12 protein-coding genes are annotated in these 15,785 nt (G+C 41.2%); 7 read left to right on the forward strand and 5 right to left on the reverse strand.

The window, feature by feature from the left end:
• The first annotated feature begins 14 nt into the window (after window positions 1–14).
• From PL_RS05115 to PL_RS05125, 3 genes are read left to right on the forward strand one after another with little or no spacing between them, the layout of a single operon-like run.
• A complete protein-coding gene (locus PL_RS05115; RefSeq protein WP_041880886.1) occupies window positions 15–698 on the forward strand; it encodes a GNAT family N-acetyltransferase in 684 nt (227 codons plus the stop codon).
• 4 nt (window positions 699–702) lie between these two features.
• Window positions 703–1,038, forward strand: a complete 336-nt coding sequence (locus PL_RS05120; protein ID WP_041880826.1) for a cupin domain-containing protein — start codon at window positions 703–705, stop codon at window positions 1,036–1,038.
• Between the two features lie 54 nt (window positions 1,039–1,092).
• Window positions 1,093–1,614, forward strand: a complete 522-nt coding sequence (locus PL_RS05125; protein WP_041880823.1) for a GNAT family N-acetyltransferase — start codon at window positions 1,093–1,095, stop codon at window positions 1,612–1,614.
• Here the strand turns inward: PL_RS05125 and PL_RS05130 are convergent.
• Window positions 1,598–2,017 (reverse strand): hypothetical protein, encoded by a 420-nt coding sequence (locus PL_RS05130; RefSeq protein WP_152620293.1) that lies wholly within the window; start codon window positions 2,015–2,017, stop codon window positions 1,598–1,600. The two genes, PL_RS05125 and PL_RS05130, sit on opposite strands and share 17 nt — an antisense overlap.
• Before the next feature lie 124 nt (window positions 2,018–2,141).
• Between PL_RS05130 and PL_RS05135 the strand changes: the two genes are divergently transcribed.
• Both PL_RS05135 and PL_RS05140 read left to right on the forward strand, forming a co-directional pair.
• Complete coding sequence (locus PL_RS05135; RefSeq protein WP_041880820.1) at window positions 2,142–4,349, forward strand: alpha-galactosidase; 2,208 nt, start codon at window positions 2,142–2,144, stop codon at window positions 4,347–4,349.
• 4 nt (window positions 4,350–4,353) lie between these two features.
• Entirely contained in the window at window positions 4,354–4,812 is a 459-nt protein-coding gene (locus PL_RS05140; protein WP_041880819.1) for a GNAT family N-acetyltransferase, read from the forward strand.
• Here PL_RS05140 and PL_RS05145 read toward each other — a convergent pair whose 3' ends face one another.
• On the reverse strand, window positions 4,813–5,259 hold the full coding sequence (locus tag PL_RS05145; RefSeq protein WP_052496200.1) for a hypothetical protein: 447 nt from the start codon (window positions 5,257–5,259) through the stop codon (window positions 4,813–4,815).
• 5 nt (window positions 5,260–5,264) lie between these two features.
• On the reverse strand, window positions 5,265–6,215 hold the full coding sequence (locus PL_RS05150) for a heme-binding domain-containing protein (protein ID WP_041880816.1): 951 nt from the start codon (window positions 6,213–6,215) through the stop codon (window positions 5,265–5,267).
• Window positions 6,216–6,524: 309 nt separating this feature from the next.
• Between PL_RS05150 and PL_RS05155 the strand changes: the two genes are divergently transcribed.
• Both PL_RS05155 and PL_RS05160 read left to right on the forward strand, forming a co-directional pair.
• Window positions 6,525–7,544, forward strand: coding sequence for a sensor histidine kinase (locus PL_RS05155; protein ID WP_348621151.1), 1,020 nt, complete (start codon window positions 6,525–6,527; stop codon window positions 7,542–7,544).
• Window positions 7,525–8,286: a LytR/AlgR family response regulator transcription factor gene (locus tag PL_RS05160; RefSeq protein ID WP_041880814.1), complete on the forward strand. Its 762-nt coding sequence runs from the start codon at window positions 7,525–7,527 to the stop codon at window positions 8,284–8,286. Before PL_RS05155 ends, PL_RS05160 begins: the two co-directional genes overlap by 20 nt.
• Window positions 8,287–8,342: 56 nt before the next feature.
• Here the strand turns inward: PL_RS05160 and PL_RS05165 are convergent, their stop codons facing one another.
• Window positions 8,343–15,263 carry an amino acid adenylation domain-containing protein gene (locus PL_RS05165; protein WP_152620292.1) on the reverse strand — a complete coding sequence of 2,307 codons (6,921 nt, stop codon included), beginning with the start codon at window positions 15,261–15,263 and terminating at the stop codon, window positions 8,343–8,345.
• Window positions 15,233–15,781, reverse strand: a complete 549-nt coding sequence (locus PL_RS05170) for a condensation domain-containing protein (protein ID WP_041880809.1) — start codon at window positions 15,779–15,781, stop codon at window positions 15,233–15,235. The genes PL_RS05165 and PL_RS05170 overlap by 31 nt, the downstream gene beginning before the upstream one ends.
• Between the last annotated feature and the right edge of the window lie 4 nt (window positions 15,782–15,785).

Genomic DNA, 15,785 nt, shown 5'->3' on the forward strand with positions numbered 1-15,785 from the left:
TTAGTTTTGTCCTTATGAACCATATATTAGACAACCCTGCATGGAACGCATTAATCAGTGGAAATAGTCAGTTTTCGAATGGCACTGAACAAGTGAAGTATTTCGACAAAGAGATTTCACCTTTTATCGGCATGGCGGAATATACAGCGCAAAATTTCCAGGCGCTTTATGAGCTGATTCCACATGATGAACCTGTAGGTTTTGTTGTGCCGGAAGTCATACAGATTCCCGGAATCTGGAGAGTATTGGCTAAGATCAATGCTTTTCAGATGGTTTATAGTCAACCGGAATTGCCTGCTGGTACACTAACAGATCCAGTTCCATTAGTTGAAAAACATATTCCGGAAATGATTGGGCTGACTAAGCTCACCAATCCGGGGCCATTTTCGCAAAGAACTATTGAGTTAGGACATTATCAGGGATTCTTTGAAAAAGACAAATTGATAGCTATGGCCGGACAGCGCCTCAACCCTTCCCCTTATGCAGAAATCAGTGCGGTTTGTACGCATCCGGACCACTTAGGCAAAGGTTATGCAAAACAATTGCTGCTCAGCCAGATTCAACGGATCATCGCTGCATCGGGCACTCCATTTTTGCATGTCCGTAATGACAATGAACGTGCAGTTAAAGTTTATGAGCATTCTGGCTTCTCGACAAGGAAAGAAGTGTATTTTTATTTTATCAAAAAAACAAAGTAAAATTATGGAGAATCCCATTTTTAATCATTTTGCCGATATTCAGACCAAAGAACTATCACCAGGCTATTTATCAAAAATCATACATACTGCTCAGAATACGATCAACTTTCTTGAGGTAAAAGCAGGAAGTGTTTCAGCTATCCACCAGCACATTAATCATCAATGTGTATTTGTCATTGAAGGCCAGTTTGAATTGACCGTAGATGGTGTTTCAAAAGTACTGGACAAAGGAACATTTGCACTTATTCCACCAAATGTCCCGCATGGAGGAAATGCAATTACTGACTGCAAACTGATAGACATATTTGATCCGGTACGGGAAGATTTCAAGTTATTATAAGCTCTTTTTGGTTACAAAGGCTTAAAATATTAATTTAGGCCCAAAACCTGATATATGCCAATTACCAAAGCCACCATTACAGATGTACCTGAATTAAACCTGCTGGTAAACAGCGCCTATCGCGGCGAAGAGTCCAAAAAAGGATGGACAACCGAAGCAGATCTGTTAGGTGGAATCAGAATAGATGAAGAAACACTGCGTGCTTATTTCAGTAATGAAGCTGTCAGCATCTTAAAATATACTGATGATCAGGGACAGATTTCAGGTTCTGTTTACCTGGAAATCAAAGGCCCTAAGTTATATCTTGGAATGTTTAGTGTATCCCCTGTCCTTCAGGGCGGTGGAATTGGCAGAGCATTACTTGAAGAGGCTGAAAATCAAGCCAGACAGCACCACTGTGATACGATTACCATGACAGTAATCAGCAGCCGGAAAGAGCTTATCGAATGGTATGAACGCAGAGGTTATAGTTTTACCGGAGAGATACAGCCATTTGAAGGTGATGGCATTTTTGGAGAGATCAAACAGCCCATAGAATTTATAGTAATGGAGAAAACTTTTAATCCGGAAGCTTAACAAAAGAGGTACTATCCGTAAACTGGTCTGTTTTCAGCAACAGACCTTTACATTTATACAGCAATTTCCTTTTGCTGATGAGCATTTCGCAGTAAACACCATGATGTTCCTTTTCTTCGGGTAAAATCAGCTTGTTTCCTTTAATGAAAGCTATATAGGCATCTGCCGTGGATCTGTTTGTTAACTTCCCCCGCCAGTCATTAATCAGGGCATCATCACCATAATCAAAAGAGATGCTGATATAACGCCTTGTCTTTTGATTATACCACAGTCCTTCAAAACTCTTTTTGATTCCGGCTATTTTCGCCCGGGTCTGTATCGCCGTCTTCTGATGTTGTGCATCTGCCTCTGCACAAAAAACAGTCACCAGCATCAAAAAAGTTAAAAGTCGGATTGTTTTCATTTTATTGCTTTCCTGCAAAGATCAGACCACAGATATGGCTTTTTTCTGTTACAAAAAGTCTGTTTCCAAAGAATATTGATAACTTAACTGTCTTAAAACCAATCCGCCTAAACAAGATCATTAAATGAACCAATTATTTAAGTCCGTTTTATCACAGCCTTTTTTCATCTCTTTAATCACTATTGCATCAGCTTATCACAGTCAGGCACAAAACATCACTATTCCTATAGAAACGGCCCATAATGCCTTAGTACTTCAGGCAGATGAAAATAAGAACCTGAAGAATATTTTCTTAGGTAAAAAGCTATCGGATTCAAAGGAGTATGATTTTATTAAAAGTGTTTACAAGCAATCAGATGACTATAGCGGCCTGTTGAATTCGGCTTATACACCTTCAGGATCCAGAAACCTTATGGAACCCGCAATTTCTGTTATCCACAGCGACGGTAATCTGTCTCTGGATTTAAGATATGTCAGTCATAAGTTAGACCGCCTGAATGACAATGTCTCTCTTTTAAAGGTTCTGCTTAAAGACCCTGTCTATAATTTTGAAGTTACACTGTATTATAAATCCTTTTATAAAGAAGATGTTATTGAGCAGTGGAATGTAATCAGACATCAGGAAAAAGGTAATGTAACCCTGCAAAAATTTGCTTCTGCCAATTTATATCTTAAAGCTCAAAGCTATTGGCTAAAACAATTTCATGGAGACTGGGCTAAAGAAATGCAGCCTGAAGAGTCAAAGCTGACCCATGGGATTAAAACGCTGGATACCAAACTGGGTACAAGAGCCAATCTTTTTATGCCATCGGTTTTTATGATCTCACTGGATAAACCGGCCAGCGAAGATGAAGGAAATGTATTGTATGGCGGACTGGAATGGAGCGGAAACTTTAAGATTGATTTTGAGGTCGATTTTCAGGACAACCTACGCATTATTGCCGGTATGAATAATTATGCTTCTCCTTATGTTTTAAAGCCTGGTCAGGAATTTGAAACTCCTGCATTTCTATACACCTTTTCTGATAAAGGTAAAGGTGATGCGAGCCGGAAACTGCATAACTGGGCTAGAAACTATATGCTGCCGGATGGAAAAGGCAGCAGACTCACTTTGTTAAACAACTGGGAATCCACTTATTTTGACTTTAATGAGCAAAAACTCAGCGAATTGCTAAAGGATACCAAAAAGCTTGGTGTAGACCTGTTTCTGCTGGATGACGGCTGGTTTGGCAATAATCATCCGCGCAATGATGATCATGCCGGGTTAGGCGACTGGCAGGAAAATCGTAAAAAACTACCAAACGGCATCACTTCACTGGTTAAGGAAGCTGGAGCAAACGGTGTAAAATTCGGTATCTGGATTGAACCTGAAATGGTAAACCCCAAAAGCGACTTATATCGTAAACATCCTGACTGGGTAGTTAAACAACCTGCCAGGGATGAATATTACTTCAGAAACCAGCTGGTACTGGATCTGAGCAACCCAAAAGTGCAGGATTTTGTCTTTGACATAGTGGATTCCCTGTTTATTAAAGCACCTGCGCTGGCTTATATCAAATGGGACTGTAATGCCGTTATTTACAACGCGTATGCTGCTCATCTGAAAAATAATCAGTCTCAGTTTTATGTAGAATATGTACGGGGATTGTATAAGGTACTGGAAAGAATCCGAGCAAAATATCCTGTAGTACCCCTGATGTTATGTTCTGGCGGAGGCGGCCGGGTAGATTACGGCGCTCTTAAATATTTTACCGAGTTCTGGCCAAGTGATAATACAGATCCGTTGGAAAGGATATTTATCCAGTGGGACTACTCCTATTTTTATCCGGCAATTACCAGTTCAAATCATGTAACGGACTGGGGCAGACAACCTATAAAATTCAGAACTGATGTGGCTATGATGGGTAAACTGGGTTTTGATATTGTAGTGAGTAAACTGAAAGCCAGTGACCTGGAATTTTGTCAGGCAGCAATAAAGACCTATGACGGGTTAAAAGCTGTAATCTGGCAGGGTGACCAGTATCGCCTGGTTAATCCTCATGAACAAAATATGGCATCGCTGATGTATGTAGATCCAACTCAGTCTACTGCGGTTATGTTTAATTATCTGGTTAATTACCGTTATGGGGAAAGCAGTGAAACACCTATCCGGTTAAAAGGGCTGGACAATAATAAAAAATACAGACTGGAAGAAATTAATCTATATCCGGGCACCAAATCTCCTGTTAAAAGTGAGACAGTGTTTTCAGGAGATTTCTTAATGAAAATAGGGTTTAACCCGCAGGTAAATACCAATAGAACAAGTGTTATTATAAAAATCACAGCAGTATAAATATATGCTTACCGGGCTAACCTTCAGACTCGCCACTCCAGAGGATCTTCCTGAAATTATCAGCATGCTTGCTGATGATAAGCTTGGTGCTGCAAGAGAAAAAAAAGGCCTGTCAGTTAAATATCTGCAGGCCTTTGAGAAAATACAGCAGGACCCCAATCAGGAATTAACGATTGCAGAACTGAATGGCGATAAGGTGGCCACATTCCAGCTCACATTTATCCAGTATCTCACCTATGAAGGTGGATTGAGAGCTCAGGTTGAAGCGGTAAGAACGCATTCAGCATATCGTGGTCAGGGTATCGGAACCAGGGTATTTGAGTATGCTATTAACCGGGCAATAGAAAAAGGTTGTCATCTGATTCAGCTTACTTCAGATAAAAAAAGACCGGATGCAATCAGGTTTTATGAGAAGCTGGGCTTTAGGTGTACACATGAAGGAATGAAACTTAAATTATCCTGATCATGGAAAAACAGAAGCTCTCTGTTTCAATATAAACCTGGTTCCGGCTATCTGATCAGGCTTTGTTTCACCATAATATTCAATGGTATATACCGGAATTATACTTTCTCCATGTCTGATGGTTTTTATAGTCTCCACGTATAATAAAGCTCCGTTAATCTTACTTCCATACCAGAGTTCATGGTCCTGTTGTTTATAGGTCACCTGCTTAAAAATTTCGCCGCTTTGGTGAATATCATTTCCTTTGATGCTGTAAGCTAAGGCAGATTCATTCCCATACAACAAAGACATCGTGCCCGATTTTTCATTTACACTACTGGTAATCACTTTTAAGCCTTCTCCTTTGAATTCAAGTTTCCTGAGATGAACTGTTTTAGTTTGAGCCGGTTTACAACTATTAAAGCATAGTATAGATACGGCTAACAGGTATAGCATATGAGTTTTCATCTATCTTATTTTTTTGTGGAAAGATCAAAGACAAATCCGGTTTCCTTTACGGCCTGATGACAGGCTATACATTTTTTAAAACTTGACAGTTTTCCATAAGGTCTTAATTCAGGTGTATCAAATCTGGCAAATCCCCATCCTTCTGTATCCCGGTATTTTTCTTTATCCCTGACCATATACTGAATATTTACAAATTTCCCGGGGCGTACATTTCCATCTTTATCCTCCAGTTTTTCCCAGACCACTTTTGTCAGGACGGAACCGTCTGGCCAGGGATTAATCTGATGATCATTTATAGCTCTGGCTGCAATAGGATTAGCATACATCACCCGCATAGTTCCGTTATCAAACCGCGATGTTGTACTCATGACCTGCCAGTTGCGGTATTCAGGTCTATGTTTTATTCCATTTACAGAAACGGGCACCTGATTCACTGCGGTCTGTTGCTGTTGCCACTCTGAATGCTGAACAATTGCTTCATGTTCTTTACTGGTATCATTAATAGATGTTACGCTTAAAGTATTCAGATAATTCCTTAAAACGGATAAGTCCGATGCTGAAACCTTTGCCTCAGGATGTATCGCTGTATACAAACCGAGGGGCATTTTACCGGCATTGATCATATTGTAAATTTCCCAGAGCGTTACCTTCTGGTCTGCTGCAGATAAACTATCCCATGCTGAGAAATTAAACCTTTTCCTGGCCTCAGTAACATCTCTGCTTACTATAGCAGAAACAACAGGTAATTTATCATACCATTTTAGTTCCGTCTGGCTGGAATGACAACTGAAACAGGAGCGTACAAAGATTTGTTTTACCGCTGCAGGAACCTGAATTTCGCCGGTGACCGGTGGATGGTCAACTACAGGATAGTGATTTAGCGAAACAGCTATGATGACGCAAAAGCACCCCATCATAATTGCAGCAATTACTTTATTTCTTTCAGAAAATTTCATATTGATGTTTTTTGATGTAAAAGTAGGCCGTACTATAGCTGTCCGAAACGAATTCCTGGTTGAGTAAGGCAAAACCGGATTTGAATCCGGCAACTTAACTGATTAGCTGTACCTGTATAAAACCCGGCTCAGCAGGCTGCAAAATGAATCTGATAACTCAAATTCAGGAATGCCGGCTTCAGCCTCTATATTGCCTGATTGAACTGTTATGTATATATCAAATGTATCTTATCAGCTAATTTTGTACTGTCGCAGAGGGATATAACTTCCATCAGCAGACTGATTTAAATACTATATTTGATATCACTTATGATTAAAAAGAATTTCAGAATTTCAAATAAGGTAATTTGGTTAAGCTCTTTTTTCCTGGGTATACTGACCTCAGTTCCTAAAATTGCAGAACATCATTTTAATCTCTATGAAGCAATTGTCGATTCGACAGTAACCTTTCTGTTTGCAGTTTTAATCTGGTACTATAATATCCTGACACTTCCTGTTTACTCTTCGAAAGATGTTGCCAATGGCTTTTCGGTTATACGTTTGCTCAAAGGTTTGTTTTTTGGTATTGTAGTCATGTTTATTCTGGCCTGCATCCAGCAGTATTTGTTATCTCATCTTAATTTCGGCCCGGTTATGCTGATGTTTGAGGTCAGAGGTATTCTGGTTAACATTACCTTTTATATGTTTTTACATCTTTTACACCAGAGTTATCAGAATCAGCAGGTAGGGATAGAACTGGAACGTACTAAAACAGACAATCTGGGTGCCCAATATGAGTTGCTGAAACAGCAGGTAAATCCGCATTTTCTGTTTAACAGCCTGAATACGTTAAAATACATGGTAGAGAGTGAAGATGAGCATGCTGTTGATTTTATCTTGAAGCTATCTAATTTTTACCGTTTTACCCTGGAAAGCCGTAAACTGGATCTGATTAAACTTGCTGAAGAACTGGAGATACTGGAAGCTTATGTATACCTGTTAAAAACCAGGTTTGAAGATGGGATTGAGCTGACTATCGCCATTGACCAGCAGTATAATCAGTCTCTGATCCCTCCTTTTACACTACAGCTGCTGATAGAGAACTGTATCAAACATAATGTGGTATCACTGGATCGTCCTTTGCATATCAGACTGTATTCTGTAAAAGATTATCTCGTTATTGAAAACCAGCTTCAGTTAAAAAAAATGCCGGAACATTCTACCGGTATGGGGCTTGACACGATCAATCAGCGTTATATCCATCTTTTAAATAAAAAAATAGAAATTCAGGTTAGTGAAACATTATTCACCATCAAACTACCGGTTATCCATGGACATCATCATCATTGAAGACGAGCTTAAAGCAGCAAAATCACTGGCAAATCTCATCACTAAAATAAGACCTGCAGCTCAGATCAAAGCGCAGCTACAGAGTATTGAAAGTGCAGTTCATTATTTCTCAGAGAACGAAGAACCAGATCTGATTTTTATGGATATACAGCTCTCTGACGGGCTGTGTTTCGAAATATTCAAGTCGGTTAAAATTCATTGTCCTATCATATTCTGTACTGCTTATGGGGAATACTCCATGGATGCAATTAAAGCTAACGGGATAGATTATTTATTGAAACCTTTTTCCAAAGAGGATTTAACTGAAGCTTTTGAAAAAGTAGAGAGTTTTAAAAACTTCTTTCAGCAGGATACTCAACCCGATCTGGATGAACTGTTAAAGAGAATTGGTGTGGATGAAGGAAAGAAAAGCTTCCTGGTTTTTAAGCATAATAAATATACAACCATACAAACAGACGCTATAGCTTTTATTTATATCAGAAATGATTCTGCTACTATAATGACTTTCCAGGAACAGGAGTATACTATTTCACAATCGCTTGATCAGATCCAGAGTCTGCTGTCATCCAAACAGTTTTTCAGACTAAACAGGCAGTACCTGATTAATTTTAGTGCAATTAAAGAGGTTGAGCATTATTTTGACAGAAAACTATTTGTTAAACTGGTGATCTCCAGTCCTGATAAATTACTAATCGGAAAAGAAAAAACAACTATCTTTTTAAACTGGCTTGAAAACAGGTAAGGCTCAATCGAACCTTACCTGTTGATCAGTTTCCTTTATAAAGTTGATCAGTTCCTTTATAAATCAGTATAACAAACCAGGTGAGCTTTAAGACAGGATGCCAGGGTAAGTGCATGTTTATTTTTCACCATAGAAAAATGATCACCGGGCACTGTATAAACTGCAATATTTGATGCATGAGCTGCCCAGCCCAGCCCTTCTTCATAATCCGTCCAGTTTTCTTCTCCGGCTTTAACCACAACAGTCAGGGCTTTAACCTTATCTCTTACGGGATGATCTATCTGTACGTTGGTCATTTGTAAATCAAGCAATCTTAAAGTGAAAGCAATATCTTCTGTTTTAAGATCGGTATGGTTATACATGAAATCAGTTACAAATTCCATTAGCTCCTGATCCGGAACTGCAGCTATTGCTTTAGTCAGTTCATCTACCCATACCGGATATGGTGGCTGTACCAGATGATAGTAACCCAAAACTTTCAGCAACAGCTCTTCCCTGTTTCCTGACGATTCTGCTTCCTGCCGTAAACATGCCGGTGCATCCAGAATTCCGATCAGGTCAACCTGTTCTCCCTGCTGCTCCAGCTGCAAAGCCATTTCATAAGCGACCCGGCCACCAAAAGAATGTCCGATCAACCGGTAAGGTCCTTCGGGTTGTATTGATTTGATCCAGCTGATGTTCATTTCCGCGATAGCATCCATCTTATCCAATGGTTTCTCCTCTTTAAATAAACCTATCATCTGGATACCATAAACAGCTCCGCTTTCTTCCAGACCTTTGGCCAGCTCATCGTAACTATCACTGATCCCGTCCGAACCAGGTATAATAAATATAGGTTCCTCAGTCCGCCCTGAATTCAGCAGAATCAGATGTTCATTACCGGTCTCATATAATTGCCGCTGTAACATTCCCGCCAGCATACTAATTGTTTTATTGATCAGCAAGTCCTGCATTTGTATTTTGTAGCCTAATTTCCTGATCGGATTCAATACGCGCATAGCTAACAAAGAGTGTCCGCCCAGATCGAAAAAGCTGTCATGAACTCCTATGGGAGATACATGAAGCAGTTCTTCCCAAATGATAACGAGTTTTGATTCCAGTTCATTTCCTGCGGGAACATAACTGGTACTCAACTGATCTTTGGCAACTGCCGACGGTAATGCTTTTTTATCCAGTTTACCATGTGAGGTTAACGGAAGTCCTTCGAGTTCTACAAATACACGCGGAACCATATATTCAGGCAGCTGGGTTTCCAGATGTGAAACCAGATTCTCCTTAGCAAAAGATTCTACCGGAACCACATAACAAATCAACTGATTATTACCGGAATTATCTGCATGTGCCATCACTACAGACTGACTGACCAGACCAGTTTGCTGAACTGCAGATTCGATTTCCCCCAGTTCAATACGATAACCACGAACCTTCACCTGATCATCTTTTCTGCCTATAAATTCTATATTGCCATCGGCAAGCCATCTTCCGGTATCTCCTGTTTTATATAAGCGTCCTCCTCTTCCAAAACGATTATCGATAAATCGTTCACGGGTCAGCTTCTCCCTGTTAAGGTAACCACGGGCAACACCAGCTCCACCGATACAAATTTCACCCGGCACCCCTGCAGGTAATAAATTATCTGCAGTATCCAGTATATAAACCTGCACATTTTCAACAGGCTTACCAATTGGCAGATATTCTGTATCACTCAGCTCATGATCGTACTTATAGGTAGTAGCAAATACGGTACATTCAGTAGGACCATAGGCATTATAAAAATTGAGTTCAGTTTGTGCAGTCCAGCTCTGAGCAAGTGCAGTTCCACAGCGTTCTCCGCCAGCGGTTATATGTCTTAAACCTGATGGAACTTTGTCTGCAGGTATATTTCTCAGAAAACCGGGTGTGGCCAGCATATAGGTAACCTGTTCTGTATTCATGACAGCAATAACAGCATCAACATCCATCTGTACTTCCTGAGCTATCAGAACCAGGCCGGCACCATTCAGCAAAGCCATAAATAACTGCTCTACTGAAGCATCAAAAGTATAATTTGAGAATAGCAGTACCCGGTCTTCATTAGTCAGAGTCAGCTTTTTTTGCCAGCCAAAGATCATATTGTGTACGTTCTGATGTTCTATCATCACACCTTTGGGCTGCCCCGTTGAACCCGAAGTGTAGATGACATAACATAAATGGTCTGCCTGAAGATCAGTCACCACTGCTGCGGAAGAACCTTTAGAAATTGCTTCCAGATCTCCATCTACCGAGATCAGCCGGATACCTTCATTGTGTTTAAGCAAATCCCTGTTGTCCTCATCAATGACCACTATTTGTGCCCCGGTATCCGAAAGTATAAAACTAATACGTTCCTGAGGATAGGCAGGGTCAACAGGCACATAAGCCCCGCCTGCTTTCAAAATACCCAATATGCCTATAATCATCTCCATTGAACGACCTGTACAAATCGGAACCAGCATGTCTTCCCTGACTCCGGCATTGCGCAGATAATGTCCCAGCTGGTTACTTTTCTGCTCAAGCTCCCGATAGGTTATCTGCTGGTCTGAATAAATCAATGCGATAGCATCAGGACTCTGATTGACCTGTCTGTTAAATAAATCGACCAGTGTCAGTTCACCAGGATATAATGCTATTGTTGCATTAAAAGCATGAAGCAGGCTTAATTCTTCTGCAGGTAATATTGGTGTAGCTGCTATTTTCTCCTGATAATGATCCAGATAGGCATCCAGCACACGATCAAAATAAACATGTATGTCTGCCAGTGTTTTACCACATTTAAGTTCTTTACCCAACCTGTAGTTTACAAACAACATATCTCCTGTTGTACTTACTGAACAGTCCAGATGGGTATTGGTCACTTCAGAACTTTCCATTTCCAGGATATCCTGTTCAGACTGGAGATAATCCAGCTGTTCAAATAACCCGCTTTCGCCTTCCATCTGATTGTAAACATGAAAGTTTATATAGTTGAAAATCGCATCGAAAAACGGATTACCGTTGGATGCCTGTTCACCAGTCAGTCTGGCTATCTCCGATAATGGCATCCGGTCCCGCTCTTTCAGCGATGTCAACTGCTGCTCAACACGTTCAAAATAGTCCTTCCAGCTTAGATCAGAGTCCTGTCCAATAAAACGGAAAGGTATAGTATTCAGAAAACATCCCAATACCTTATCGCCATCTTCAGTCAGCGGACGACCATTGGTCACTACACCCAGCGTAACTTCCCGCTCTGCGGTCAGCATACTCAGCATGTACTGATAGGCTGCCAGAAAAACCCCTTTTAAACTTAGCCCATCTGCCTGGGTTCTGAATTTCAACCGGTTCAGGAAACTCTTATCATAACCTTTGACCAGGTCATCATCAACTACAGTCTCAGTAAATATGTCAAGACGTTTATAATCAGCTAATGACGCTGTCCAGAACTCACGGTTGGTATCATTACGTTTTTCAGCGATACTTTCTATGACAAAATCACGGTAATTTGCTTTCAGCAATGGTAAACTCCCAGCTTCTCCCTTCTCCAGCAACGTGCCATAAACATTGTTAAGTTCAGTTGTAAATGAGGCTACACTCCAGCCATCAAGCATGGCATGATGAAACTGGAATACCAGGATATGTTCTTTCAAAGTCCGGAACATACTCATCCGCCATAATCTCCCATGATGGACAACAAAAGGAAGACCCCGCTCTGCTGCCAGATAACTGCTGAAATAAGCACTTAGTTCATCATTTTTTAACCCGCTGATATCGTAATAAGTCAAATCTGCCTCCAGCTCTTTGTAAACCACCTGTAAGCCCTGTGTATCTATATGAAGGTCAAACTGGGTACGCAAAACTGAATGTTTGGAAATCATCTGTTTTAACGCCAGTTCAAATACAGTCCGGTCTAATGATAAAGGTAGTTTATAAGTAATCTGATCATGATAAACTGCCAGTTCAGGATTGATCTGAGAAGTATAAACCATACCGCTCTGAATATCACTCATTGGATAGATATCTTCTATTTCAGCACCGGCTATGAGGTCAGGACTGTTTTTCAGTTCAGGTAATAATCGCGTACGCAGGACTTCCAGCTCGGATACTACCGTATCACGAATCTGTTTCCCCGGATCTTCGGCTGCTGCCTGTCCGGAATCAATCAGTGCCGACAAGCGACTGATTGTTGAGCATTCATACAGGTCGTATAAGCGGATTGTATCGTTAAATGTCTTGCGCAAACGGCTGATTACCCCGATTGCCATAATCGAATCGCCTCCCAGTTTAAAGAAGTCATCATGAATACCAACTTCGTCAAGTCCAAGTGATAAAGCCCATATTTCACTTACTTTCTGTTCGGTCTCTGTTTGTGCTTCCTGACTGTCTGTTCTGACAATTTCAATATGATTTACATCTGGCAACGCTTTTTTATCAAGCTTGCCATTTATGGTTAACGGAAATTTTTCCAGCTCCAGAAATACATGAGGCACCATATATTCGGGTAAATGTGCTTCCAGATAGGTTACCAGCAAATCTCTGTCAAACCGTTGTTTTTCATTGGCTACAACATAACCGATCAGTCTTTTCTGACCGGATTCATCTGCATGAGCTAACACTACACAAGCACTAACTAAACCACTTTGCTGAACAGCATTTTCTATTTCCCCCAATTCTATACGATAACCACGGACTTTTACCTGATCATCCCTGCGGCCAATAAACCCGATGTTTCCATCGGCAAGCCATCTGCCTATATCGCCGGTTTTATATAAGCGTCCACCCGGTATTTTCCCAAAAGGATCAGCTATAAATCTTTCAGCAGTAAGCTTTTCCTGATTCAGATAACCCCTGGCCACACCTGCACCACCCACATAAATTTCGCCCTGCACACCGACAGGCACTGGTTGTCCGTAATTATCCAATACGTAAGCCTGGCGGTTGTTCAAAGGCCGCCCAAGCGGAATCTGCTCTTTATACATATCACCTACTATGCGGCAGGTTAATGAAAAAGTTGTGTTCTCAGTAGGTCCGTAGCCATTGATAATAATCTTATCGGGATAAACACTGCGGAAACGGTTGATATGAGAAACAGACAATTTCTCTCCTCCTACCATAATGGCTGATAAACTCTCAAATATAGCTATATCCACATCAACCAGCTGATTGAACCATCCTGAAGTAAACCACATCACTGTTACACCATTACTGGTAATCACTTCTTTTAATAAGTCATTATCCGTTAAACTGGACGAAGGACATAATACCAGACGCCCGCCGTTGAGCAGCATCCCCCAGTATTCAAATGTTGTTGCATCAAAAGACGGAGAACCCGCAGACAGAATAGCATCCGAAGAACTTAATCTGACATAGTTTGTACCAGCAATCAAACTGGTTACATTTCCATGTTCTACCAGAACACCTTTAGGCTGACCGGTAGAACCTGAGGTATACATCACATAACATAAATGGTCAGGACGAAGGTCTGTCATTACAGGTGCTATAGATTCCTGAGCAATTATTTCCCGGTCTTTATCTATTGCAATGACCCTGATCCCAGTATAATGATCCAGCAAATGCAGATTACTCTCCATACTGACTACTATATCCGCTCCCGTATCAGTAAGCATATAACTGATCCGCTCCTGAGGATAAGCTAAATCTACCGGTACATAAGCTCCGCCCGCTTTCAGAATACCCAGAATACCGATCATCATATCCGGTGAACGGTCAATACAGATCGGAACCAGCTTATCTTCCCGGACCCCTGCCTTACGCAGATAATGTCCAAGCTGATTACTACGCTGATCCAGCTCTCTGTAGGTAAGCTGCTGATCCAGGTAAACCAATGCAATTGCATCAGGACTCTGATTAGCCTGCAACATAAACAGATCAACAAGTGTCTGATCTCGTGGATAAGCTGATACCCTGGCATTAAAGGTATACAGCAATTCTTCCCGCTGTAATTTACGCAGCATAGGCAACTTATCTATCCCCTGCTCCGGAGACGACACGATTGACCTGAGTAGCTCCTGATAATTACTGAACATGCGCTCTATGGTTGCCCGGTTAAACAGATCAGTACAATACTCTACACCGATATGCAATGTTCCGGTTCCTTCTACTATAGACACGTTCAGATCAAACTGACTTGTGGTATGCCCGGTTTTTTGTTCTGCCAGAACAGCTTTTCCCAACCGGAATTCCGGTACTTCAGGGATATTCTGCACCGTAAATATGACCTGATACAAGGGGTTACGGCTTTTATCACGCTCCTGTCCAACGGCCTCAACAACACGTTCAAAAGGTACATCCTGATGTTCATAAGCCCCCATTGTTGTCTCTTTTACCTGTTGCAGAAAATCCAGGAAAGAAGGATTGCCACTCAGATTACTCCGCAGGGCAAGTGTATTGGCAAAAAAGCCAATCAGCCCCTCCAGTTCCTGACGGGTACGTCCGGCAATCACACTGCCCACACAGATATCATCCTGACCACTGTAACGATGAAGCAGGATCTTGAAAGCTGATAACATAGTCATATGCAATGAAGCACCCTGTTCACGTGATAACCGCTGTATACCTGCAGATAATCTGGCATCAACAGGAAACACAGCCATTGCGCCATGTGTGCTTTGAATTGACGGACGTGGGTAGTCCGTAGGTAATTCCAGCTGACTTACACCATCCAGACGATCTTTCCAGTAAGTAATACGACGGCCCCAGTGAGATTCTTCCTGGGCACGCTGCCATATAGAATAGTCTCCATACTGTAATGGCAGTGCCGGAAGCTCTGCTGATATCCCAGTTATATTCATCTCATAGAGGGCAACCAGCTCTCTGATCAGCACAGACAGCGACCAGCCGTCTGCTGCAATATGATGTAGAATAAGTACCAATATGTGCTCCTGATCAGAAATCCTGATCAGATGGGCACGCAGCATATGATCTGTACGCAGATCTATGACTTTTGTACAGAGTGATAATAACAATGGCGCCAGCCCGATTCCCCACCCTTATAATCATTTATTTTATCCAGTTTCCAGCCATCCTTCTCCAGAACAAATTGAAAAGGCTGCCCCCCGGCATCCTGACGGATTACTGTTCTTAATATTTCATGACGATTAATTACATCATTTATTGATTTTTCCAGTGCATCCACACTAAATGTGCCTGATAAACGGAAATGCATTGGCATATGGTAATGTGTGCTTCCGTTAAGCTGATCTATCAGCCAAAGGCCCTTCTGCCCATAAGACAATGGAATATGGTCTTTAGCTGTACTAACCGGAATCGGAGAAAGATCAAAATCTTCACCGGATGAAACACTATTACGTAAAAAATCAATTATTTCATTTTTATATTTCCTGATCTCTTCGAGTAGCTCAGGGTCTATATCCTTATGTTCACCCAAATCAAGTTTGAGACTATCATTCTCCAGAAAGATAGCAACGCCATGATTACGGGCCTTTTTCAACACACTGACAACCTGGTTAAAGTCGGTATTCATAAAT

Origin of the sequence: Pedobacter lusitanus (assembly GCF_040026395.1) — a bacterium.
In the GTDB taxonomy this organism is placed as follows: domain Bacteria; phylum Bacteroidota; class Bacteroidia; order Sphingobacteriales; family Sphingobacteriaceae; genus Pedobacter; species Pedobacter lusitanus.

What these genes read in the sequence shown, in the direction of transcription:
- PL_RS05135 (WP_041880820.1), top strand. Translation starts at nt 2,142, where the DNA reads ATGAACCAATTATTTAAGTCCGTTTTATCACAGCCTTTTTTCATCTCT.
- PL_RS05125 (WP_041880823.1), top strand. Translation starts at nt 1,093, where the DNA reads ATGCCAATTACCAAAGCCACCATTACAGATGTACCTGAATTAAACCTG.
- PL_RS05115 (WP_041880886.1), top strand. Translation starts at nt 15, where the DNA reads ATGAACCATATATTAGACAACCCTGCATGGAACGCATTAATCAGTGGA.
- PL_RS05155 (WP_348621151.1), top strand. Translation starts at nt 6,525, where the DNA reads ATGATTAAAAAGAATTTCAGAATTTCAAATAAGGTAATTTGGTTAAGC.
- PL_RS05140 (WP_041880819.1), top strand. Translation starts at nt 4,354, where the DNA reads ATGCTTACCGGGCTAACCTTCAGACTCGCCACTCCAGAGGATCTTCCT.
- PL_RS05145 (WP_052496200.1), bottom strand. Translation starts at nt 5,259, where the DNA reads ATGAAAACTCATATGCTATACCTGTTAGCCGTATCTATACTATGCTTT.
- PL_RS05130 (WP_152620293.1), bottom strand. Translation starts at nt 2,017, where the DNA reads ATGAAAACAATCCGACTTTTAACTTTTTTGATGCTGGTGACTGTTTTT.
- PL_RS05160 (WP_041880814.1), top strand. Translation starts at nt 7,525, where the DNA reads ATGGACATCATCATCATTGAAGACGAGCTTAAAGCAGCAAAATCACTG.
- PL_RS05170 (WP_041880809.1), bottom strand. Translation starts at nt 15,781, where the DNA reads ATGAATACCGACTTTAACCAGGTTGTCAGTGTGTTGAAAAAGGCCCGT.
- PL_RS05150 (WP_041880816.1), bottom strand. Translation starts at nt 6,215, where the DNA reads ATGAAATTTTCTGAAAGAAATAAAGTAATTGCTGCAATTATGATGGGG.
- PL_RS05120 (WP_041880826.1), top strand. Translation starts at nt 703, where the DNA reads ATGGAGAATCCCATTTTTAATCATTTTGCCGATATTCAGACCAAAGAA.